This window comes from Crossiella sp. CA198 (assembly GCF_052078295.1).
Lineage (GTDB): Bacteria > Actinomycetota > Actinomycetes > Mycobacteriales > Pseudonocardiaceae > Crossiella.
Genome location: NZ_JBQJIM010000015.1, coordinates 192,265 through 214,971, shown reverse-complemented (window position 1 = coordinate 214,971; position 22,707 = coordinate 192,265). Strand labels below are relative to the sequence as shown.

The window sequence follows — 22,707 nt, the reverse complement described above, 5'->3', positions numbered from 1 at the left end:
TGGGACAGTGAAAATTCTGCATACTTCCGACTGGCATGTCGGTCGGACGACCTACGGGCAGTCCCGGTCCGTTGACCACGACTCCGTACTACAGGAGATCATAACCCTGGCCCGGAGCGAACGACCGGACCTGATCGTGCACTCCGGCGATCTGTTCGACCACGCCCGACCGTCCATTGAGGACATGGGCAAGGTCGTGACCGTGCTCAAGGAAGTGGCCGCGATCGCCCCGGTTGTCGTCGTTCGAGGGAACCACGACTCGGCGGCCATGTTCCAGTTCTTCAGCCACGCCTTCGGTATCGACCACGGAATCCATTTCGTTGACGAGCCGCGGAACCCCGACGCAGGCGGTGTGCTGAGGTTCCCCTGCGGCGATGGCACCGGGTTGCGACTGGCGGTGCTCCCGTTCGTACACGCCAACCGCGTTGTCGATGCCTTCGACGACGTCAACCACTGGCGCGCCGCGTATGCCGAGCGGATCGGCCGGATGGAGCAGGAACTGGCCGCCGAACTGCTGCGCGGCTTCGACCCGCGCCGCGACATCGCGATGTTCGCCGCGCATCAGTACGTCAGCGGCGCACACATCAACGGAAGCGAGCGGTCGGCACACGTAGCCGACTTCTATGCCACCAACCCAAAGCATGTGCCTGCAGTCGGTTACGCCGCATTCGGCCACATCCACAAACCCCAGCGGTTGCCGAGTACCCGAGTGCCTGGCCGATACGCGGGGTCGCCGATCCAGCTCGACTTCGGTGAGGCCGGTGAACAGAAAAGCGTCGTCCTCGTCGATCTGCGACCCGGTCAGCAAGCCGACATCGAACTCGCCGAGCTGGGCGGCGGGCGTCCACTGCGACGGTTGGACGGCACCCTCGACGAGTTGCGCGCACTTGCGCCGGCCGTCGGCCGTGAACTGTGCCTGGTCACCGTCCACACGCCGACCCACCTGCCGAACCTGACCGAGCAAGTCCTCGGGTTGCTCCCCGACGCGGTCGTGCTCGACGTCAAAGGGATCTGTGCGGACCAGAAGCTGGAAGTGCTCAACAAGCAGAGCGTTTCCGCGGACGCCGAACCGGACCTCAACGAGTACTTCCGCGACTTCCTCGCCGACCAGGGCAGCAACACCGTTGCCGCGGACCGGCTCATGGCTGCGTTCACGACCGTGCTGACACGCATCGAGGAAGAACAGCAAACACCGTTGCCAGAGGAATCCCTACTCACCCAACCGCTGGAGTCGCCATGCGGCCACTGAAACTCAAACTCGCAGGGCTTCGTTCCTACCTCTCTGAGGTGGAGATCGACTTCACCGACGTGAACCTGATGGCGATCGTCGGCGACACCGGCGCGGGCAAGTCGTCGCTACTGGAAGCGCTGTGCTTCGCCCTCTACGGCGCATGCACCTGGAACGCCGGGAGCGGCAAGGCGCTGGTTGCTGACGGTGGCGATGGCACCCTCCGGGTTGAACTGACCTTCCAGGCGAAGGGCAAGACCTGGCGCGTCACTCGAACCAACTCTGTCGGCACCTATCCCCCGGCGATCCACCAGCTCGAGGGACTCGACGACAACTCCCGATTCGACAACGCGGCCCCGGTCAACAAAGCCATCGAGAACCTCGTCGGCCTGAAACACTCCGCCTTCCTGAAGGCAGTCGTGCTTCCACAGGGTCGCTTCCAAGAGCTGCTCCACACCCGCGAAGCCGACCGCACCGCCATCCTCAAGGACATCCTCGGACTCGACCAGATCACCGAGGTACGCAAGGAGGCCACCCGACTGCACGAGCGGCTGCAACCGCTGCTGGAGAAGACACGACTGCACCGCGCCCGCCTGCTGCCAGACCCGGCAGGGACCATCAACGACGCCACCCAGCGCCTGGACGCCGCGACGAAACGCGGCAGACAACTCGAACAGGTCCAACGTGCGGTCGAAAACGCCACCCAGGCGGTGCAAGCAGCGACGGACAAGGCTGCGGAGTACCGTGCCGCGGCGCGCAACCTGAGCACGCGGATCCCGGCTGACACCGCACAGAAGTACGACCGTCTGATCGATCTCGCTACCGGCTTGGCAAGCGACCTTGCTGAAGTCGAGACAGAACTCGATCTGCTTGAGGACAAGGAGGGTGACCTCAAGCGAATCCTGGCTCGCGCCGACGCCGAAGGCACCGGAATGACGCAAGCCACTGAGGCAGCCGCGACACTGGCCTCGGTGCTTGGTCAACTGCCCGGCATCGCGGGCGCCGAGCACCATCTCAGTGGACAACGCGCGGCCATTGCCGAAGACCGCGCCAAGTTCGATCGCCGTGCTCACGACCGTGAGCAACTCGCCGAGCAAGCTCAACTGGCACAGAATCGAACCGCCAGCGCACAGGAGACACGTGACTCCGCGGAGCAGGAACACGGCCGGTGCGCCACGCTGCTCAACAACGCCCGACTGACACTCGATGCAGTATCCGCCGCGGAACAGAAGGGCGTGTCAGCGCGTGCGGAGCTACGTCGGCGCACGCTGGAAGCGGGCGAGGCAGAACAGACCGCAGAACAGGCCAGAATCGAGTTCGAGACCGCAGAACAGCATCTCGCCACGGTGCAGCGCGCGGACGCCGCGGCTCATGCCGCATCCGCGAGCGGCCCCGGGGATCCCTGCCCGATCTGCATCCGGCCGCTGCCCACCGACTTCGTTGCGCCGAGCACGACCGAGACGAAGCAAGCGAGTAGCGCTCGAACCACCGCACAGAGGCGTGCCAAGGCAATGGACGCCAAACATGCCGTGGCGGCTGCGGCGCTCAAGACCGGCCAGGCAACGGTAGAGACAGCGGCAATGGCGCTGGAGACGGCACGCACCGCCCATCGAGAGAAGTACGCCGCGGCAAGAGAAGTGCTGCCAGAGCTTGACCTTGACCAGAATGACGCGACGGTCCTCACCGCGGTTCAGACAGCGGTGAATCGGGCCGACGACGAACTACAGAAGGCCGTCCAAGCAGCCACGGTAGCCCAGCGCGCCTTGGACGAACACGACATCGAGTCGGTCCACTTGCAACGCGCGCTCACCGACCGCGAGACCGGCTTGGTCGTGGCGCAGCAGGACCTGGACCAGCGACGGGAGAAGGTTGCCGACACACAGCGCACCGTCCCGGCTGCCTATCGGATTGACGGAGACCTGCACTTTCCTGAGCTTGACCAGAGCCTCCAGCGTGCCCGCCTGCGCAGGGACGAACTGCGGGCCCTCGCACAGGAACTGGATACTGTCCAGGAGCAGCTCAAGCAGGCAGGTATCGAGAAACAGCGGCTTGACGACGATCATCGGAGCACCATCGACGAGCCTGCCGATCAGCTGGGTCGGCGCTTCGAGATCGTGGCGGAGCACATCCTCGACACGGTCATGCTGGCCGAGTTCCCGCCAGCACCCGAGCGCCCAGTCCCGAGCACCCTTGCCGGCGATGCACGATGGGCCGCGAGCGTGCTGGCCTCGGCCAAGGCCATCGTCAACTGGTGTGCGGATGCCGCGGCGGCGCAGGACAGACTCGCTGAGTCCTTCGCAGTTGACGCGGCGCAGAAACTCGAGGAGGCCGACGTTGCGGATCAGGAGACGCTGCGCGGTCTGCTGGTGGAGGCAGCCAGCGACGCGCGCATTGCCGAACGGGATCGCAGCAAGGCAGTGACCGAGCAACCGCTCTGCGCTGAACTCGACCACCGAATCTCCAGCGCCGCGCCCGCAGTCGACAGCCTCCACGAACTCGCCGCACTGCTGGCGGACGGCAAGTTCGTCGCCACCGTGGTTAAACGCCGTCAGCGCGCGCTGCTGGGCATCGCCTCGGAGTTGTTCCAGTCGATGACGCGGTCCCGCTTCGCGTTCTTCGACGACTTCCGCGTCGTCGACAACCAGACAGGTCAACCGCGTGAGGTCAAGACGCTTTCCGGCGGCGAGACCTTCCTGGCCAGCTTGGCCCTTGCTCTGGCGCTCGTAGAACTCACCGCACGCGGCGGTGGTCGGGTCGAGGCCCTGTTCCTCGACGAGGGCTTTGGTTCCCTGGACACCAACGTCCTCTCCGAGGCGCTGGACGCGCTCGCTCACCAGGCCGGCGGCGGGCGTCTGGTGGCCGTGATCAGCCACATGCGCGCGGTCGCTGAGAACGTGGACGACGTGCTGTTGGTGACGAAGGCCCTTGGCGGCAGTCAGGCCCGCTGGCTAACATCCGCCGAGCGAAACCAGGCCATCACGGACGAGTTGGTGACCGGCCTGCTTGAGTAGTCTCGCCACCCTGACGGTGCAGCTGTCCGACCACCTGACCAAGTTGATCGCCGGATAGTCCTGGGGCGAAGAACTGCCCACGTTGGTGACACTGTCGGTGCAGACGCTGCTGGACCTGACCGCACAGTAGCCCGCAGCTGGACCGGCCCGCCCGAGACGGCCAGCAAGCCGCACCAACTACGGGCCGCCCAGTTGGGCATCAGCAATGCGGAGATCATGTCGGCCTGCTGCACTGGTGATCCAGGCTCGACGCGCGACAGCAAAAGGCCACGCGGGAGGCGACTCCAAGTCGGTTTCTGCTCGGCGAGATGCGGCTGGTGGTCGTGTGGGGTCTGGACGGCGCGTCCAGACCAGATGAGGTGTCCCAGATGAGCGAGGAGGAGAGTGGGAGGCGCAGCGAAGCAGATTAAGTTGCCGGAAATGGGCCGCAGCGACGTTGCTGGTACGGCCCACGAACAACAGACGGACCTGGCGCGGGGCCTCGTCAGGTCAAGCGCTATCGCACCCGAACTCACCAGGAGCCACTCCGACTTCTCGGATAAGCACTCATGCTGGTTACATGACGAAGGGCTGTGACCGCCAGGCGGTCACAGCCCTTCAGTCCCACGCGAGTGGATCAGGCAGCCATCCGTCGCGCGAGCATCGCGCTCTCGGTGAACTCGCCGTCCCGCACGTCACCGAGGAACGCCTCGATCTCACCCGCGGTGAACTCCAGTTCTGGCGTGCCCTGCTCACCGACCGTGCTGCGGAACAGGTACAGACCATGACCTGTCAGCACGATCTCGATGCAGTGACCATCAAACTGTCCACATCGGACACCTTCGAGGAACGCGTCGAACTCCGTCGCCGTGAACCTCAACCGATGGTCGTCCTTCGCACGCCATGTCATCCGAGAGTTTCGTACCTCAACCCAGCCGTCCCGCCGGGCCACCTCTACGCACTCTTTCTTCGGATCACTCCGCTTCGCCTTCATGAACTCGTCCTCGGCGAACGCCGCAGGACCTGTGGTCATGCGCCAACTCCTTTCGTGCTCAAGCACTCCGCTCGAACTCCTCGGCGACGTGCTCCATGAACTCTCGTGACTCCGAGTAGCTCAGCGCGGCCGCAGTCAGCCGTGACCACGCGGCGTCGTGTGCCTTCAACGCCTTCTTGTCGTCGAGGTAGCTGATCCGGCCTTCACCTTCGACGTACGCCAGGTCAACGGGGCCGGCCACGCCGGGACTCGGCACGCGCATCAGCGTGAATCGGTTGCCGATCGATGAGCGCCGCTCTGCCGGGGCATCGAACGGGAGGACCTGTGCGAAGACGTTGCGCCGCCGCGAAAGCTTCACCACGTGCCGAATCGCTTTCGCCATGACGGCACGGCTGCCCCACACGCGACGCAAGCAGCTCTCCGACATCACCCAGCGCACCATGGGAGGGTTGGGCCCATCCAGGATCTCCTGACGTGCCAATCGTGCCGTTACGTAGTCCTCGAAGGTAGGGCCTTCAGTAGCCTCTGCCCCGCCGTCTTCGCCAGCGCCTTCCAGTTGCGCCTCGATGTAGGCGCGGGTCTGCGCCAGTCCGGGCAGTACTTCGACTACCGCAGCCCGGATCTCTTCGGCCATCGACTCCACGTCGACGAGTAGGCGCATGTCTTCGTGATAGGCGCGACGGTAGCCACTGTCCCAGTGACCACGCTTGTGGTTGTCGCGTCGAAGATCCCTGAGCACAGCGTGGTACTCGGGATCGGTGAAGCCGAGTTTGTTCGCCAGTCGCTCCAGGTCACCGACTGTGATGGAGCCAGCTCCCTTGAGCAAACCAGCAATCCGGCCTTGCCCGGTGTCGATGTAGCTGGCCGCGACCGCCTGAGTGACGTCGGCGGCCTGGATCATGTGGGCGATTTCAGCGCCCAGCACAAGCTTCTTGCCCGTGCGGATAGCAGGGCGTCCACCACTCACCGCAGACTCACTTCCTCTATCGGCTCCGAGCGTTGAGCATCCGGATCATCATCCCTCAGTCACTCAGCGTGCCGCTCGACTGTACCCGTTTGGATGCGTCGAGTTAGCTTGATTATCAAGCGAAGTGGTATCACACTAAAATTATCGAGCTGCGATGTTCGTCGGCAGGTTACCCGACCGGGGTGGGAGCAAGATCAAGGAGGTGTGCAATGACGCAGATCGCAGGAGGTCTTGCTGTTGCACTCCTGATCTTGCTTGCTGTGCTGGTCCTCATCGGCGCCGTAGCCGCAAAGTCCTTTGCTGCTTCGGACCGGCGCGCTGAACGTCGCCACGCGAACGCTGTTACCCGCGTCCTGCACCGGCTGGCCAACACCCCACTTGATATGCAGCCCCCCAGCGGCACGGAGTCCCCCGACCTTCGTGCCGCTGGGGTTCCACACCGCGGACGGCACCGGAGCAGGCGATGAGCACACCCACGTCCCCGCCGCCGAAGCTCCCCCTGAGTCGCGCGTGCGAGTCCGCATCCGTCCCGTTCGAGAGGAGCTGACCATGACCTGGGCTACTGTCCCGGCCACGCCCGAGACCATCAAGGTTCCCTGCCGCGACGTGTGCGGGCGCGGCCGATCGATCGCGGTCACGCCGCTGGCCAACGGCGACACCCTTCTCGTGGTTCCGCCCGGCGAGATCGCCCTTCTCAACGTCCTTCAAGCACACCAGCTCCGCGCGCGGCTCCGTCGGGCTGTCCTCCGGAGTCTCGGCCAGCCCATTGACGAACTCTCGTGCCCGGTCAGCTACGCCATCACCGGCTCCAACGTTGTGGTCCACTCCACCGTGAAGTGCGCTGACACCGTTGGGCGCGAGCGCACGATCACGGTCACCTCCCAGTTGGGCGAACCCATCAAGCTCGTATCGCCACCAGGCGAGCACGCGCTCCTACATCCCCTGGAAGTTGGGCGCCTTCGCGGCACGATCGCAACCGCGATCGACATCTCCTCAGCCCGTCCGGTCCGACTTATGCAGGCAGCATCAGCAGGCCCGGCCCTCCCCGTAGCGGGGTGAACCAATGGACCGCCACCTACGTACCGAGGAATCCGACCCCTACGCCGTACCAATCGCCCAAGCACTCCAGGCCGGATGGTCTCTCATACCGCAGGCCGGCGTCGGAGTCGCCGAGAACGCGCTCGTCCGGCACGGCGCCGACGCCACCGACGTCATCACGCTCCCAGAACTCGGCGACGCCCAGCTCATCCGGCTTCAAGGCGGACCCACTGCGGACTTTCCCCGCGACCCGGGCACCACTGTGGTCCGTCTCGCCGTGTCCCTGGACAACGCACTCCAATGGGCACGTGGCCCCGGGTACGAACTGCCTCCCCACAGCAACGAGGGGAAGGACGCATGACACCGCCCACCTTCCCTGCTGGCCCTCTCCCAATCGATGACGAGGCTCGCGCCATCCGCGAAATGTCCGAGCGATTGCGGCGCAAGGGTTTTCTGCAGGACAAGGTCACTGACCCCAGCACCGGCCGCCCGGCAATGCGGTGGGCGCGCTGGTGGGCTGGGCACCGTGAGGTCGTCATCGCCTCCGCTGACGGCGCGCTGGCCTACCGCGTCATCGCGGCATCGCCGTACGACGACACCAAGCCCTTCACCGTGCCCGCCGAACTACAGCGGTGGCGCGCCATCGGCGGATTCACCATCGTCGCGGAACAGCTCCTCAGCCTACCGCCCGTGCGTCCGGGGCACTTTCCTTCAGCGCTCAGCATGACCAACCCCCAAGCGGGTGCGGCCGCTGGCCGGACAGGCCAGTACCACAACCGGCCAGCGCCCCCGGCCCGGCCCGGCTCCGACGTCCCATCGGAGCCGGGCCGTGGCTCTCCAACCCGTTTCGAATCGGCAGCACACGGTGGCTCTGGGGAGTCGCTGTCCCCTTCGTCGTCGGATCGTGGTTCTCGATCGGCTTCGTGCTCATCGCCATGTGGGTCTTGCCCTGGAGATTGCTCCAGCTGCTCGACTTCCCCAGCATCGGATCAATCGACTCTCCGACGTAGGTGTCATCAGTCCCCAACCCCGGAAGCCTTTGCCCGCCAACAGATTGGCACCCGGGCGCTGACCACACTCGCGCACGAAGCGCTACTCGCCCGCGCGATCGGTGGGCTCGTGATTCTCGCCAGCAGGATCGTGTTGGCTGTTCTCCCGATTCTGTGGAAGCGGGGTGGACGTGGTGGCTGAACCGCACTTCGCTGCCTGCGAACACTGCCAGAACACCGGGAGCAAGACGCTCATCGGCCGTGCCAAGGACGGCCGGGCCACCTACGACCGCATCGTGTGCCCGGACGAAAGCTGTCCGCATCGGACCAGACGCCAGCGGCAGGTGGCCTACCTGTCCACAGTGGGGCTCGCGCGCCCGGTGCCCAAGTTCGCGACCCAAGACGACATCCCGCCCCGAGGGAAACCTATAGACGGGCAGCACAGCCGGAAGGCGGGTTGACCCGTGGCGACTCTTCCACCTACTCGCACCGGGATTGCGTTGCCTCCTGCGAACTCCCGGGTTGCCACTGGCAGTTCGATCGGCCCAGCCGTTACCAGCTGCCGCCGCCACTGTCTCGCCGACCGCGATCGCCTCACGACGGGCCCGGGTGACGGTGCTGTCGGCGGAGCCGTAGCCCCTTGGGGACCGCTACCCGAGGCGGGGCAAGCGCTATGAGAACACCTACCCCGGTCAGGCCCAGGAACTATCGCACGGGTGTCGTTCGTCCACTATGGACATTATTGAATCCTTATGCGCAAAGGAAACTTCCAATTTCCTACTGTTCGACCCCGAATGATTCTAGCGGCCAAGGGCACGTCCGAGTGGCGACCGAAACGAGTGGAGCAAACGTCATGGGATCAATGTTGCCCGCGGGGCACCGGGTACGGGCGGAACTACGCGCCCGACGCAGAGCCGAGAACATGACCTTGACCGCGGTCGCTGCCAAGACCGGCTACTCGGTGACAAAGCTCCAGCGCATGGAGACCGGCGGACGCGGCCTGATCCCGGACGACGTGGACACCTTGCTCACCCTCTACCAGGTGCCCAAGGGCAGGCGTGAGTACCTGGTCAAGCTGACAGCCCAAGCCGATGTTCAGCCTTGGTGGCAGGCGTTCAACGCCTGGCTGCCGGGAGCCTGGCGTGAGGAGATCCCGTTGGAGGACGAGGCCACCGTCATCCGCATGTACAACCTCGGGTTCATTCCCCCGCTGCTCCAGATCGCCGCCTATACCCGAGCGCTGCTTCCCATCCTGCACCCGGATCTGACCGGTCCGGTCCTGGATCGCCTGGTCGGTGTCCAAGCAACCCGCCAGCTCATCCTCGCCCGCACTCCCCAGCCACGGATTCACTGCCTGCTCGATGAAAGCGTCCTGCGGCGCCCAGTAGGTAGCCCAGAAGTCCAGGGCCAGCAACTCCAGGCTGTGGCCGCAGCAGCTGGGCTGCCGAACGTGACGGTGCAGCTGGTGCCGTTCAGCGCCGGCACCCATCCAGGCGTGGAGGGTTCCTTGACGCTGCTGGAGTTTGACAGCGCGCCGCTGATGGCCAGAACACCCGAGTCGGTGGTCTTCCGCGATACCAAGCCGGTCGTGGGCAAGGCCCAGAATGCATGGGAGGCGATCAAGGAGCAGGCCAGTTCGGAGAACGCCACCGTGAACAGGCTCAACCGCCGAGCACGCGTACTGCTGAGCACCACCACAGCCAGCAGGTACAAGAAGCGGCCCCGTGCTGGCGTACGAAGGGATCAGGCGCTCGATACGCAGCAGCGACGGGAACCAGATTCATGAGCGACGATCACACGCAACAGCCACACCTCGCGGAAGTGTTCCCGCTTCATCGCCAGCAGAGCCGGACTGAGCAGGTCGGCGAGCTGTTCGACTCCGAGGGTCTGCACGAGCAGATGCAGCCGCTCCTGATGGCGGGCATGGCCGACCTGCCCGAGGAGATCCAGATCCGGCTCGGCCGCGCCGCGCATGGCATCGACCTGGCGCACAAAGCCTTCGTCGAGATCGTCCAGTTGCTGGTCAAGAAGTCGCCGAGGGGTGAATCGTCGTGACAGGCAAGTCGCTCCGCCGTATCGGTGCTGAAAAATGGCCGGTGACTGTCTTCCGACATGACGAAGTCCATGCCCGGCGTGTCGTCCTGTACGACTGCCCGCGTGGCCACCAGTTTGAGATGCCCTTCGCCCACGATGCGGACCCACCATCCACATGGGAATGCCGTTCGCACAGCACAACATCGACTCGGACAGGAACCTCGCCGAGCGAAGAACCGCGAAGGAAACCGCCACGGACACACTGGGACATGTTGTGCGAACGCCGCAGTAGCGCCGAGCTGGAGCAATTGCTGACCGAACGGCTTGGCTGGCTTGACAATCACCGCGGCAGCCTGCTTCTCGACCAAGCCAACGAGACCGAGAAGTTCTTGCAAACACTGGGAATCCTGCCCATGGGAGGACAAAGGCCTACCGGAAACCATGGAGATCGACGATGACAAGCACATACACTCCTGACCTTCCGCTGAGCAGGGAGACTGGGCGAGTCCTTGACCTGTACCCGTCACTGGTCGACCTGAAGCCGTTGTGCCAGTGGGAACTACTCGCGCACCTGTTTCACCGACCAAAGATCGTCGAAACCCTCCGGCAGCATCCACTCTGGCAGGCGGTCACTACGGAACGGTTGGAATCCACGCGGCCCTTCGAGGTCCCGCTACGGGTGTCGCTCACGTTGCGGTCGGTCGGCTTGTTCGCACTGGGGATGCCTGTCAAGACCATCATCCAGCTGGATGGCGAGGCGCAACGCTCTGTCTACCGGCGGATCGCCGAGTACGTTGATCTGGCATGGAAACTGGCCACACCGCCGAGCGCCGCCCACAGCCGTTGGGAGTTCAAGGATCTGCTACTGGCCAACCTTGCCGGCGACCTGCCTCGCGGGCGGCGTGGCCGGGCTGTCAGGAGTTTCGATGTGGTGGCTGAACTTCCCGTGGCCGACCAGCCGCGAGTAACGCTGTGGCAGGCGGGGCCGTCGTGAACTCGACGCCATGGGAGTATCTCCGCCACGCCGTGGAGGCGATGCCTCGCAGTGCACCCGCGCAACAGACTGCTTGGTACGAGGCCGAACTGGCCGACTTCTTCGGCATGCCACACGCGGTGGCGGTGGCCAGCGGAACCGCCGCTCTGCACTGCGGACTGCTCGCCCTGGGCATTGGCCCCGGCGATGAGGTACTGGTGCCCGCCCTCGCTCCGGTGAGTTCGATCGCGCCAGTCTGCTACGTCGGTGCGGTGCCGGTCTTCGTCGACTGCGGCCCCAGCGGTGCGGGCCTGGACTTGGAAGACCTCCGCGCCAAGATCACTGTGAAGACCCGTGCTGTGCTGCTGGTCCACCACTGGGGTCGCACCGGTGATGTCTACCGCACCGTCGAACTCGCCGGCAGCCACGGGCTTCGGGTGATCGAGGACGCCACCCACGCGGTAGGCACCCGGACCGACGACCTATACGCGGGCACCCTCGGTGACCTTGGCTGCTTCTCCACACGGGACGGGAACCTGTTGTGGTCCGGCGAGGGCGGCTTCCTGCTTACCCACAACGAGGAGTTCGCCGAGCAGTGCCGCATGTTGCGGAAGCACGGCCTCGATGCGACGGCGCAGGGCCAACCGCTGACCGCGGCGGGCTATAGCTATCGGCTAGCCGAGCCACTGGCCGCGATCGCCCGCACCAACCTGGCTCGCCTGACCCCGGCGCTCCGCGAACACCGGCGCGCCAGCCAGTTGCTGTCCGGCTTGCTGCGGGACGTTCCTGGACTGACGCTGATCCATGAGGAGGGGCCGGAGCTGTGGAATCAGCACAGCCCGCTGCTGCGGATCGATCTGGGACAGCCTCGGGAATTCAGTGCCTACCTGTCCACGATGCACGGGGTGGCCACCAGCGTCGGTAGCCACCGACTGACCGCGGCCGACCAGGCCCCGGTGTTCGCCGAGTACGTCCGGCAACCGTGCCTGCGGGCACGGGCGGTTGTGGACACCACGCTGGCTGTCAGCCTCTCCGTGCGCTCCACCGATGAGGAGTTGCATGAACTCGCCGCCACGGTCCACCGCGCGGCACTCCACTGGAATCGGTAGCCCAACCAGAAGCCTGTTCCGGTCCACGGACAATTCGGGAGTCATCATGAACGAGTCATCCAGTCTGCCGCCTGAGACCATTCTCCTTTCCCTCGGTGACTTTGTTCGCGCCGAATCAGACGAACAAGCGGGCCAGGTACCATGGACAACAGTGGTCACCACGACGCGACGGGTAATCATTTACCCTGCGAATCCTGCTCAATTCACTCATGATGATCTGCTTACCGTCGAGGAGCTTCGTCGCGCGATGCAGGTTCTCTATGACTGGGGGTTCCGCTATCTAGCTGCGCGGGGCGAACTGCCAGGTCCGGAGTCGATGCCGCCAATCGGGTGAGAGCAACCCCTCATTCGTGCTCGAACGGGAACCGTTCAGCTGCGGCTGGCGGTCTGCGTTACTGTGGCCTGCGGGGAGTGCAGTGCGAGCAGGGGGTTGGGATGAGTGAGCTGGCTGGCTACTACGGCAGGTGGGAAGACGCAGCGCCGCCACCGAGCGGCGACTTGAAGATCAAGGTCAGTCGCGAGCAGGTCCTCCAGGCGTACTCGATCTTCATGAACGAGGGCCAGAACCTTCGGATCGAACTCCAGCAGCTTCAGGACAAGCTGCGCGTTCCCCCGTGTGGAGGCGATCCGGTGAGCGAGGACTCGGCGAACCTGATGACCTGGAGATTCGTCGATGCTCCAGATTCTTACTACAACCGATATTCCGGGTTGGCTGATAGCTTCATGGAGACTGCCGAGCAGCTCCGAGCTTCAGCCAAAGAGTACGGCTTTACGGATGAGGACATTGCTGGCGCATTGAAGGGGTACAAGCGCGTTGACTAAGCCCGTTCGACTGCTTTCGATCGCTGTGCTCCTGATGGTTGCGGCCGGATGCACAAACACTCCGGGCGTCGCGACCATGCCGGATGGCACGTCCACGACATCGCCATCAGCGACTTCTGCGCTGCCGCCGCGACCCAAGGAAATTCGGCTGGACGGGATCACCCCAGAGCAGGTGTGCGCGCTGCTGACTGAGGCACAGACCAAGCGGCTCGGAATCGACAGTATCCGCACCACGAAGGGTGGCGGTCGCTTCGACAACGCGGGGTGCTCGTTCTCCAAAGCCACAGCGAAGGACGGCTACGGCTACCTGGTCACGCCAACGACCCAAGAAGGGGCCGAGGTGTGGCTGAAGCCAGACGGCACCGTCACGGCGCGGATCGTGACTGCCGCTGGATACCCCGCAGTGGAGAACCGGCGGCCGAACGATAGCCGTGGCTGTTTCGTCGATGTCAGCGTCGCGGACGGCCAGCGGCTCGGAATCCAGTACTCCTACGACAGTCGTCCGGTGCCGTACACGCCAGATCAGTTGTGTGCCAAGGCGTTGGAGATGGCTGAGTTGGCGACCCAGGGTTTGATCAAGCTACACGGTTAGACAGGACGGGAACGGGGGGTTGTCATGGGTGAGGGACCGCAGATTCGGCGGAACCGGTTCGAAGGCGTTCCGCTGGACCAGAAACACGCCTGGATGCAGCAGGGCCAAGGCACGAGCGCGGTGAACGACGCGATCGATGCCATGCGGGGGATGCAGCGCATCGCCGCCGACGCCGAGCACGCGGTCCGCAAGGGCCTGGAGGCCATCGGAGTCGGCTGGGCCGGACAGGCCGCCGAGGCCATGACCGCGGCCGCGCGGCCAGCGGTGGCGTGGGCCCAGGGGGCGCAGGATACCGCGGTGTCGGGCGGGACCTCGGCGTCCTCGCATGGGATGACCTTCGCTGAGACCAAGCCGAAAGTCGAGGCGAGCCAACCGGTTCAGGAGCCCGGAGTCGGGGCCTTGGTGCTGGGTGCGTTCAGTCCGGCCGTGGTGGTGGCGATGCAGCACGACGTGCAGCAGCAGTTGGCGGCCAACCGGGCCCGGGATGATGCGGCCAACCGGGCGCTCTATGGCTACGAGTCCACCGCGCGGGACCGGGTTGGCGCGTTGCCGGTGTTGCCGGAGGCACCGAAGATCGCCCTGGACAGCGGGGGCACCCCGCCTCCGCCGCAGCCGCCGCCGGTCCCGCCGGGCGGGCGGAACCCGCGTGACCCGCGGCAGCGGGATCTCCCGCGCCCGGGTGGCACCGGTGCCGATCCCGGCCGGCAAGGCCAGGATCCCGGTCGTGTCCAGCCGGGCACCGGGACCGATCCGGTGCGGCCGGTGGAGAACACCCCGGATCCGACGTTGCAGGGCGTGGTCCCCAGCGGCGCCGGAGGCAGCAACAACCCTGTGCTGCCCCGGGTCGAACCGTCACCGGTCGGCGGTCCAGGCCAACCGGGCGGCGCTGGCGGTGGCGGTGGGTTCATGGGTGGCTTCTACGGCGGTGGGTCCGCCGGTGGTGGTGTGGGAAGCGGTGCCGGCGGTCCCGGTGGGGGGCCGCGCGGGCCAGGCGGTCAGGCGGGAGTCGCTCCCGGCCAGCCGGGCGCTCGCGCCGCTACGCCGGTGGCAGGTGCTGGGCGTGCTGGCGTGGGCGGGCAGTCCTTCCTGCAGTCCCCGACCGGTGCGGCAGGTCAGCAGGAGGAGGACGCCGAGCATGAGAACAAGTTCAAGACCCTCTCCGATGACATCTACGGTCTGGACGATCTGCCGCGGATCCCGCCGCCGGTGATCGGAGAACACCACAACCTATGACCGCCCACCCCGCGCCGGTGACCATGTTGACGGTCGCCGAGTTCGATCTGCTCTGGGAACTCGCCGAACTCGGCGAGACCCCGTTGAACCTGGAGATCATCAGCAGTGGCGCCGATTGGGAGGAACGCGCTCACCATCGGCATGCTCTGCTGACCGGCCTCGCCACCCGAGGTCTGATCGTCCACAGTGGACTGGATCCTGCGCTGCATGAGGCTTTGGCGGGACTGGCGAGGTTCGACTGGGCGGTGGACGCGCGGCTGTGGGCCACCGATGGGCTGGTGCGTGCGGTGGGAGCGGTGGCAGGTCCACAAGGGACGGTGGCGGTGCGCTACGGCGCAGAAGTGCGGCTGGGCGTTGTGCCCGACTACGCCGTCGTGGCCACCGTGGTCGATTTGGCCGGCGAGATCAATGCCGGACCAGGCGAGTCGGTCAGCGTCCGTGCTGCGGCGCTGGATGCGGCCAGGCAGACCACGACGGCACCGGGTTTCGCCGACGCGCTCACCGAGAGCGGAGAGCCCGCGGTGGTGGCGCGCAAGGTGGCGCACATGCTCGGGACGGTGCGGCGGGGCGGGCAGTTCGGAGTGACGGTCCGGGATCGAGGACTTGGTCTGCGTCGCGCGCCGAGGGTGGTGGCCTTTCACGACACCGGCCAGGGTCGGTATGTGCATGTGCGCCGGGACGGTTGGGCCACGATCACTCCGGGTGGGAGCCGCCAGCTCCTGGCGCAGGTGCGGGCGTTGGTGGACGAGCAGCGCGGGTGAATCGCTTCGCTGCGAAGTCGCACCGGAGACGGGGGCCCGGAGGTGGTGGCGGGTGGACAAGGACGGTCGGGTGGGACGGCCCGGCCGGAACAGGGAGGGAGTAGTTCGGGATGAACGGCAACAGGGGTCACGTGGGTGTGGCCACCTCGCATGTGAAGCAGGTGGCCGAGGTTTTCGCCGGGGAGGCCCGGATGATCCGGGAACAGCATGCGCTCGTGCGGACCAGCGGTGTCTCCGCTTCGTCCTTGGGGCAGGGGTTCGTCAGCCATGGCGAGACCTACCGGCAGTGTCTGGAGCGGCTGGCCGCTTCGGTGGAAGCGTTCGGTCTGCACACCGAGACCATCGGTTCGGTGTTGCTGGAGTCCGCCGGGGACTACGGGCGGACCGAAGGTGGCAACACCCAGTCGTTCCGGGGGCGCTGAGATGGCCTCTGCCGGTACGTGGAGCGACATCAGCAAGTTCTGCGAGAGTCTTTTCACCTTTGGCCGCAGTGATGCCCAAGACGAGATCAACCGTTTCGGGCGTGAAGTTCAGGCGCAGATGCCGCAGTTTGTGCAGGACGCGAAGGATCTCGCCGCGGGCCGGGACCTGCTCGCACGGTCTGAAGGCAGCTTCGCCACCTCCGATGAGATTCTGGTGGCGGGCGAGGCGGGACTGCGGTTCTTCCAGCGGTACCTCCCGCACTACAACGAGTGGACCTACGAGAAGATCAGCTTCGAGCATGACATTCTCCAGCGCTACCACAAGTTCCGTGGGATGAACTTCGCCGCGTTCCGGGACGACGCCGAGCACTTCGCGAAGGCAGGGGCATCACTGGGCGAGGGGCATGGGCGGATGAAGCAGTCCTTTACCGGGCTGATCACGCACTGGAGCGGTGATGCCTCCCGGGCCGCTGGTGAGCACGTCGATAAGTTCCTTCGGGCTTCGGAGCAGGTGACCGCGCGAGCCACGGATTTCGGTCGTGTCCTTGCGAAGAACGCCGCGCACATGGAGAAGGTCGTTCGCCAGGTGGCTGGGATGACCGCGGATTTGTACAGCGTGGACTGTGGTGGGCATTCGCCGGGTACGGTGGAAAAGATGATCAAGGTGGTGCGGGGCAAGTCGGACAGCCCGTTCCTCAACTTCCTCGCTACCGGCCTGGACGTCACCGGTGGCGGGCTCAAGTCGGCCAGCGGGATGCTCCCGGAGGCTGGGGCGGCGGCCAGCTCGATGATCGATTTGGGTATGGGGCTGATCTCCCATTTCCGGAAGTGCCTGACCGAGCAGTTCCAGCCGGCGTTCAAGAACAAGTACGAGCGGTTCGTCAAGGAGATCTGCACGGCATCGGAGGACAACCTCAACAAGATGTGGGCCGGCTTTGCCGAAGCAGCCAAGGAAGTCCCGCGGGATGCCTTCGCCGGAGTGCCGCTCATCGTGCCCCGCCCCGTCGGAACCTGACCCCGGAGAGGAGACCTGCGCACATGGATCAGTTGACGGCCCACCTGTACCGCCTGGAGCAACTCGGCGCCGAGACCGACGCGCGTGCTGAGCGAGTTGCCGCCGAGTCCCGGGCCGAGGAAGCGCACTACCGAGCGTTGGCTCAGAGCAGCATGAACGCGGTGTTCGAGCTGGTGCGCGAAGCAGAACCGAAACAGGAGTCTGAGCCGGCGCAGCCCGCTCCGGTGAAACCCCGGCGGCCCGTGGGTGATGACGACGAGGACTTCGCCGACATCGACTGGATGAACGGATGAGCGGCGGCACCTTCGGGGCGAAGCGCGGCCGGGCAGGGATGGCGTTGCTGCGCAGCGGGATCGCGGTCGGCATGGCCGTGGTGCTGTCTGGGTGTGGCATCACCGTCTGGTACCCGAACCCGACCACCACTTCCGTCTCCAGCACCACTTCCGCGCCGCCGGCGCCCGCCACCCCACCGCCGGTAGGCCGGCCCAAGCAGCTGCGGGAAGTGCCACCGTGCAGTCTGCTGACCAAGGCACAGCAGACCGAGCTGGGCATCGACACCGATGAGTTCGAGTCGAACTACCCGGTTGAGAACTCCGGGCGATGTTCCTGGCTCGGCTTCGACAAAGGGAAGGTCGCGCTTGCTGACCTCCGGGTGACCAAGAGATACAAGGACGCCGGCCTGGATCAGCTGTACCGGCGCAGGTCGGAGTTCCCCGCCTTCACATCGGCCACTGTGGACGGTTATCCGGCGGTGCGGACCAAGGACGACAAGGACTCGTGCATGCTGCATGTCGGGGTCGGTGACGAGCAGAGCTTCGAGGTGAACCTACTCGCGGTCGACCTGGCCAAGCCGTTGTATCCCAACGCATGCGAGTACGCGGAGGCGATCGCGCGGGCCGTGCTGCGCAACATCCCGGAAGCTCGTTGAGAAGCAGCGCGGGATGGTGTCACCCGGGTGAGCGATGCTGCGGGCATCCGCCCCACCGGGGATCGAGCGTGGTTACGCTGTGACGACGTGGGGTCGCCTACCTCCCCCCTTTGGCGGCTCCACGAGTTGGGTGCTGGTCCGCCCCTCCCCCCTGGCGGGCCAGCACCCGTCATGAGCGGTGCCCCGTGCAAATCGCTCGTCAGCTCACCCGCGGATGAACGGGTGCGCGTAGAGGGTGCCGTTCGCAGCAGTGACGTCGTGGAACCACCGGTTGTTCGACGCGGTCATCGAGATGATCGCCTCGGGGAAGTCGCTGTCGGCGTGGCGGAGGGCCGCGGCAAGGTGGATCAGTTCGCCCGCTGGCAATTTCAGGTGAGGAGTAGTGATCCTGGAGGTCAGCAGCGGGTAGGCCAGCAGCAACCCGACCGGCCCGTACAGCTGGTCCTGGAGGTCGGCGCCGGCCGAGGTGAGGAAGCTCTCCGCGGCTTCATCGGGCAGGAGCACATTGCACCAAGGGTGCGGGGACTGGTCGATGCCTGCCTCACCGATGACGAGTTCGCCCTCTTCCAGGCGGTTGGCGAAGTTCCAGTACGGAAGTCGAGTCGGGGCCTCGCGTTCGAAGCCTTCCAGCGCCGTGGCCTCGTCTGCGGCTTCGGTGAACGCGGCTGTTTCAACCTCGAAGGAAAGCGCCCCGGTGTCTCCGAGCTTGATGTGGCCCTCGATGTGGTCGACGCGGCCGTCGCGGACCAGATGGCGTTGTGCGTTGAGGAAGGTGGTGAGGGATGGGCATTTCAGCTTGCGGCAGCGCACGATGTCCGGTGCCGGCACGAGGCGCAGGGTCGCGCGGGTGATGATGCCGCTGCGACCGTAGTTGGCTCGGACGGAGTCGAAAAGGTCGCGGTGTTCCTGGGGCGAGCAGTGCAGCAGTGTGCCGTCAGCGGTCATCACCTGCAGCGCGAGGACGTTGTCGGTCTGGGCGCCGTGTTGATGGCTGGTTCCGCCGAGGCCGCCGACTGACAATGTGCCGCCAACGGACAGTCCGATGTAGTCGGTGAGCACTGGCGGGGTGAGCCCGAGAGGCAAGGTTGCCTGGAGCACCTGGCTCCACTGCGCACCGGCGTCGACCACGATGTGCTCGGGCGCGACCTCGTGAACCTGGTGGAGGCCCCGCATGTCCACGACGATCCCGCCGGATGCCTGGGCCTGGCCGGCCAGCGAGTGGCCCTGTCCACGGGGGACGACCGGCAGGGAATGGTCCGCGGCGAAGCGCAGGATCGCACTGATGTCGCTGGCACGGGTCGGGCGCGCGACTGCGAGAGGTTGGTGGTGCACCAGCCCGCCGTAGTCGCGTGCTGCCCAGTCGAGGCTGTCCTCGTCGATGTCGAGTCGTCCGAGGAGTTCCGGCACGGGCACAGCGCCGAGCCTGGACGCGCTCGTCCAGGCTCGGGCGGCCGGGTCGAAGGCGAGGTAGGTCACGGGGTCTCCCTCGGCGTTGGGCGGGGCGGGACGGTTTCGTTGGCCCGCAGGGTGTCCAGCAACCGGTGACGCATCTCGGCCGCGCTGGGCTCGTTCACGTCGCTGAGCAAATCCGCCGCGGCGTTCCACGACGCGTGCGCATCCTCCAGTTCGCCGCGGTCAAGGTGGAGCTGTCCGAGCGTGCGCAGGGTGTCGGCCTGTCCCCACAGGTCGTCGGAGTCAGCGAACGCGGCAAGGGCGCGGTTCAGGGCCTGCATCGCCTGATCGATGTTGCCTTGGTCGCGTTGGTAGGAAGCGATCTTTTTCAGTGCGCATCCCGCCGACTGGCGCTCGCCGATCTGCTCGAACACTTCCAGGGCCGCGGTTACGTGTTCCAGCGCCTCCTCGATCTGGCCCCTGTCCCGGCAAGCTTCGGAGAAGTACGAGGTGGTGATCGCATAGCCCCACTGGTCGCCGACGCTGGAGAACAACCGTCTGGCCTCTTCCAGGTGCAGACGGGCCGATGGATGGTCGCCGAGTACGTCGTGAGTCCTGCCGAGCCCCAGATGGCTCCACGCCTGTCCAGCATGGTCGCCGAGGTCCTCCCGGGTGGAGAGCGCCTGCTGGTAGCTGGCCAGGGCCTCCTCGTTCTGCTGTAGATCGAGGTAGGCGTTGCCGAGGATGTGGGTCAGGGTGGCGTGCGCATGCCCGTGTCCTAGCTGCTGGGCGAGGTCCTTCGCGTCCTGCACCACCGGCTTCCACAACTGCCAGGGGTGCCGGTGGTACAGAAAGTCGTTGAGGGCCACGGGCAGGAACACCGCCTCGTCGAGCTTCCGCTTCGTGCCCGCGGCGGTCGCCGCGGCCAACGTGAGCAGTTCGGTCTCGCACCACTGCATGGCTTCGTGCTTGGTGGTGAAGGCAAGCGGCTCGGCCGCGTCCTCGGCCGCATGCACAGCCGGCAACGCGCGATGGGGCCAGAGCAAGTGAGCCGCGGCGTGCGCGCTGTGCAAGTAGAAACTGACAGCACGGTGTATGGCCGCGTGGCGTTCTGGCTCAGGCTCGTGTGCGAGGGCAAGGTCGGTGGCGTAATCGCGGACAAGATCGTGAACCGAATAGCGGTTGGTCGTGACCGGTTCGATCAGGTGGATCGCGGCCAGCGCGTCCATCTGCTGCTGTGCTTCGTCCCGGCTCGTGCCAACCAGGGCAGCGGCGGCTTCGGTGGTGACGCCGTCGGTCGGATGCAGGCCGATGAGCCTGAACAGCCGCGCGGTCTTGGGCGCGAGCGCCTTGTAGGACCAGGACAAGACGTCCCGTGCGGCGGAGGACTCGTCCTCCGTGGCGAGCAGGTCAAGGCGGCGGCGCGCCGGGGACAACTGTTCGGACAACTCGGCCAGAGTCATGTTCTCCAGGAGCGCCACCCGTTCGGCTGCGATGCGCAGCGTCAGAGGCAGCAGGCCGCACTGGCGGGCAAGCGTGCTCGCGGCGTCGGGCTCGTCGTCGACCCGGGCGCCGACCATGCCCCGCAATAGCACCAGGGCGTCGTCCAGGGACATCGGCCGTAGCGTCACGCGGACGGCACCGTCACGGACGGACAGCCCGGACAGACGACTGCGGCTGGTCACCACAACCAGACAGGTGGATGAGCCGGGCAGCAATGGGCGGACTTGCTCAGCGGTCGCAGCGTTGTCCAGGACCATCAAGGTCCGGGTGCCTTCCAACTGGGTCCGGAGCAGGGCGGTCCGCTCATCGAGGGTGTTGGGCATGGCCGAGGGGCCGATGCCGACGGAGTTGAGCATCCGGCCAAGTGCAACCACGGGCTCGATTGGCTGGTCGATGGCGTACCCGCGTAGGTCGGTGTAGAGGATCCCGTCTGGGTAGTGCTTCGCGATGTCGTGCGCCCACCGGACGGCCAGCGCGGTCTTACCTACCCCAGCTGGGCCGTCGATGGTGATCAGGCTGGCGCGTTGCCGTGCCTGCTGCAGCAGGTCGAGCTGGCGGACCCGGCCGACGAAGTGACGGGCCGCGGGCAGTTCAGCAGGCCGGGCGCGGTGGTGGGCTCTGGTTCGCCGCGCCGCTCCGGCCAGGGCGGCCAACTCGCCTTGGGCATACAGGGCTCGGTCGATGGTCAACGCGATCTCGGGGCTCGGCTGGCGCTTGCCTTGCTCCAGGTTGCCCAGGTGGCCCTTGCTGATATGAGTGCACAGGTGTAGATCAGCGAGGGACAGTCCACGCTCTCCCCGGAACTCGCGCATACGGGCGCCGAAGTCAGCAAGTTCGGTGGCTTCCGGCGTCGTCTCGCGTCTTCCGTTCATCTGAAGACCCCTCTCCCCTGGTCTTCTCTAGCCGCCCTCGCCGACACTGAACGTGACAGTCCGCTACGAACAGCGAGCGAGCCGGTCAGAGGAGACGAGGATATGTCCGCCACCAGGTGCCCTGCCCCAGGTTCCGGGCCGCCACCCGCCCAATCTCACCCGGACGATGGACAGCGCGGCACCCGCGCGGCGGAACCCGACCAGCTGGCAGCTACCACCACGTCGCGTGCTGGCCGGGCCGAGGCGCAGGCGCGGTCCTGCCCCGCGTGCGGGCACGCTGTCGACTCGCCGAGGTTCGATCGCGTGACTGGGCTCCTGGACCGATGGGACTGGGATATCGAGGCTCCACGCGCGATCGAACATGCCGCGGCCCGTGATGCCGCCGTTGCCCTGCTCATCCTCGACATCGACGAGTTCAAGACTGTCAACGACAGGCACGGTCACCTTGCCGGCGACGCGGTGCTCCGCGCGGTCGCCGCGGCCCTGCGAACCGCTGTCCGGCAGCAGGATGTGCTCGCCCGGTATGGCGGCGACGAGTTCGTCGCGCTGTGCTCGGTGGCAGAGGCCGGTGAGGTGATCACCATGGCCCGCCGGATCACCCGGGTCGTGCGGGAGTTGGAGGTCCTAGCCCCATCCGTGCACGGAAGCGGCACGGTGCCGATTGCGGTAACCGCTGCGGTCGGGGCGGCGTTCCTGTCGGCGAGCTACGGGCGCGCCATAGGGATAGAGGAAGCGCTGAAGCATGCCGACGCGGCGCTGCTGGAGGCGAAGACGATGACCGCGGTGCGCGAGTGCTTCGTGTACCTCGGTGCGGGTGTAGGAGGTGGCCGCAGATGAGATTGATG

General features: G+C 66.1%; 23 protein-coding genes. 19 read left to right on the top strand and 4 right to left on the bottom strand.

Features of this window, described 5'->3' with window-relative positions; translation table 11 throughout:
- The first annotated feature begins 7 nt into the window (after positions 1-7).
- Together ACTOWY_RS25690 and ACTOWY_RS25685 are read left to right on the top strand one after the other, a co-directional pair.
- Positions 8-1,249, top strand: a complete 1,242-nt coding sequence (locus tag ACTOWY_RS25690; RefSeq protein WP_441312231.1) for a metallophosphoesterase family protein — start codon at positions 8-10, stop codon at positions 1,247-1,249.
- Positions 1,237-4,239, top strand: a complete 3,003-nt coding sequence (locus ACTOWY_RS25685; protein WP_441312230.1) for an AAA family ATPase — start codon at positions 1,237-1,239, stop codon at positions 4,237-4,239. The genes ACTOWY_RS25690 and ACTOWY_RS25685 overlap by 13 nt, the downstream gene beginning before the upstream one ends.
- 616 nt (positions 4,240-4,855) lie before the next feature.
- Here ACTOWY_RS25685 and ACTOWY_RS25680 read toward each other — a convergent pair.
- Together ACTOWY_RS25680 and ACTOWY_RS25675 are read right to left on the bottom strand one after the other, a co-directional pair.
- Positions 4,856-5,251: a DUF397 domain-containing protein gene (locus ACTOWY_RS25680; RefSeq protein WP_247757848.1), complete on the bottom strand. Its 396-nt coding sequence runs from the start codon at positions 5,249-5,251 to the stop codon at positions 4,856-4,858.
- A 19-nt stretch (positions 5,252-5,270) separates the two neighbouring features.
- On the bottom strand, positions 5,271-6,179 hold the full coding sequence (locus tag ACTOWY_RS25675; RefSeq protein WP_441312229.1) for a DUF5753 domain-containing protein: 909 nt from the start codon (positions 6,177-6,179) through the stop codon (positions 5,271-5,273).
- A gap of 549 nt (positions 6,180-6,728) precedes the next feature.
- On the opposite strand from ACTOWY_RS25675, the gene ACTOWY_RS25670 reads away from it, so the two are divergent.
- The 16 genes from ACTOWY_RS25670 (at position 6,729) to ACTOWY_RS25595 (ending at position 18,095) form a co-directional block, all read left to right on the top strand.
- Positions 6,729-7,238 (top strand): hypothetical protein, encoded by a 510-nt coding sequence (locus tag ACTOWY_RS25670; RefSeq protein ID WP_441312228.1) that lies wholly within the window; start codon positions 6,729-6,731, stop codon positions 7,236-7,238.
- A 1,162-nt stretch (positions 7,239-8,400) separates the two neighbouring features.
- A complete protein-coding gene (locus ACTOWY_RS25665) occupies positions 8,401-8,667 on the top strand; it encodes a hypothetical protein (RefSeq protein WP_441312227.1) in 267 nt (88 codons plus the stop codon).
- A 212-nt stretch (positions 8,668-8,879) separates the two neighbouring features.
- A complete protein-coding gene (locus ACTOWY_RS25660; RefSeq protein ID WP_441312226.1) occupies positions 8,880-9,992 on the top strand; it encodes a helix-turn-helix domain-containing protein in 1,113 nt (370 codons plus the stop codon).
- Positions 9,989-10,261 (top strand): hypothetical protein, encoded by a 273-nt coding sequence (locus tag ACTOWY_RS25655; protein WP_441312225.1) that lies wholly within the window; start codon positions 9,989-9,991, stop codon positions 10,259-10,261. The genes ACTOWY_RS25660 and ACTOWY_RS25655 overlap by 4 nt, the downstream gene beginning before the upstream one ends.
- On the top strand, positions 10,258-10,698 hold the full coding sequence (locus tag ACTOWY_RS25650; protein WP_441312224.1) for an RNA polymerase-binding protein RbpA: 441 nt from the start codon (positions 10,258-10,260) through the stop codon (positions 10,696-10,698). Before ACTOWY_RS25655 ends, ACTOWY_RS25650 begins: the two co-directional genes overlap by 4 nt.
- Positions 10,695-11,234 (top strand): hypothetical protein, encoded by a 540-nt coding sequence (locus tag ACTOWY_RS25645; RefSeq protein ID WP_441312223.1) that lies wholly within the window; start codon positions 10,695-10,697, stop codon positions 11,232-11,234. The genes ACTOWY_RS25650 and ACTOWY_RS25645 overlap by 4 nt, the downstream gene beginning before the upstream one ends.
- A gap of 41 nt (positions 11,235-11,275) precedes the next feature.
- Complete coding sequence (locus ACTOWY_RS25640; protein WP_441312222.1) at positions 11,276-12,322, top strand: DegT/DnrJ/EryC1/StrS family aminotransferase; 1,047 nt, start codon at positions 11,276-11,278, stop codon at positions 12,320-12,322.
- 46 nt (positions 12,323-12,368) lie between these two features.
- On the top strand, positions 12,369-12,656 hold the full coding sequence (locus tag ACTOWY_RS25635; RefSeq protein WP_441312221.1) for a hypothetical protein: 288 nt from the start codon (positions 12,369-12,371) through the stop codon (positions 12,654-12,656).
- Between the two features lie 101 nt (positions 12,657-12,757).
- The gene (locus tag ACTOWY_RS25630; protein WP_441312220.1) at positions 12,758-13,144 is read left to right on the top strand and encodes a hypothetical protein; all 387 of its coding nucleotides are present in this window, start codon (positions 12,758-12,760) and stop codon (positions 13,142-13,144) included.
- Complete coding sequence (locus ACTOWY_RS25625; protein ID WP_441312219.1) at positions 13,137-13,736, top strand: DUF3558 domain-containing protein; 600 nt, start codon at positions 13,137-13,139, stop codon at positions 13,734-13,736. The genes ACTOWY_RS25630 and ACTOWY_RS25625 overlap by 8 nt, the downstream gene beginning before the upstream one ends.
- A 120-nt stretch (positions 13,737-13,856) precedes the next feature.
- Positions 13,857-14,969, top strand: coding sequence for a hypothetical protein (locus ACTOWY_RS25620; RefSeq protein ID WP_441312218.1), 1,113 nt, complete (start codon positions 13,857-13,859; stop codon positions 14,967-14,969).
- Complete coding sequence (locus ACTOWY_RS25615; RefSeq protein ID WP_441312217.1) at positions 14,966-15,730, top strand: ESX secretion-associated protein EspG; 765 nt, start codon at positions 14,966-14,968, stop codon at positions 15,728-15,730. The genes ACTOWY_RS25620 and ACTOWY_RS25615 overlap by 4 nt, the downstream gene beginning before the upstream one ends.
- A 110-nt stretch (positions 15,731-15,840) precedes the next feature.
- Positions 15,841-16,152, top strand: a complete 312-nt coding sequence (locus ACTOWY_RS25610; RefSeq protein ID WP_441312216.1) for a hypothetical protein — start codon at positions 15,841-15,843, stop codon at positions 16,150-16,152.
- 1 nt (position 16,153) lies between these two features.
- The gene (locus tag ACTOWY_RS25605; RefSeq protein ID WP_441312215.1) at positions 16,154-17,167 is read left to right on the top strand and encodes a WXG100 family type VII secretion target; all 1,014 of its coding nucleotides are present in this window, start codon (positions 16,154-16,156) and stop codon (positions 17,165-17,167) included.
- 23 nt (positions 17,168-17,190) lie between these two features.
- Complete coding sequence (locus tag ACTOWY_RS25600; RefSeq protein WP_441312214.1) at positions 17,191-17,460, top strand: hypothetical protein; 270 nt, start codon at positions 17,191-17,193, stop codon at positions 17,458-17,460.
- Positions 17,457-18,095, top strand: coding sequence for a DUF3558 domain-containing protein (locus ACTOWY_RS25595; protein ID WP_441312213.1), 639 nt, complete (start codon positions 17,457-17,459; stop codon positions 18,093-18,095). Before ACTOWY_RS25600 ends, ACTOWY_RS25595 begins: the two co-directional genes overlap by 4 nt.
- A gap of 204 nt (positions 18,096-18,299) precedes the next feature.
- On the opposite strand, the gene ACTOWY_RS25590 is transcribed toward ACTOWY_RS25595, so the two are convergent.
- Complete coding sequence (locus tag ACTOWY_RS25590; RefSeq protein WP_441312212.1) at positions 18,300-19,571, bottom strand: FAD-binding protein; 1,272 nt, start codon at positions 19,569-19,571, stop codon at positions 18,300-18,302.
- Complete coding sequence (locus ACTOWY_RS25585; RefSeq protein ID WP_441312211.1) at positions 19,568-21,862, bottom strand: tetratricopeptide repeat protein; 2,295 nt, start codon at positions 21,860-21,862, stop codon at positions 19,568-19,570. Before ACTOWY_RS25585 ends, ACTOWY_RS25590 begins: the two co-directional genes overlap by 4 nt.
- 303 nt (positions 21,863-22,165) lie before the next feature.
- Between ACTOWY_RS25585 and ACTOWY_RS25580 the strand changes: the two genes are divergently transcribed.
- Positions 22,166-22,699: a GGDEF domain-containing protein gene (locus ACTOWY_RS25580; RefSeq protein WP_441312210.1), complete on the top strand. Its 534-nt coding sequence runs from the start codon at positions 22,166-22,168 to the stop codon at positions 22,697-22,699.
- Positions 22,700-22,707: the final 8 nt, after the last annotated feature.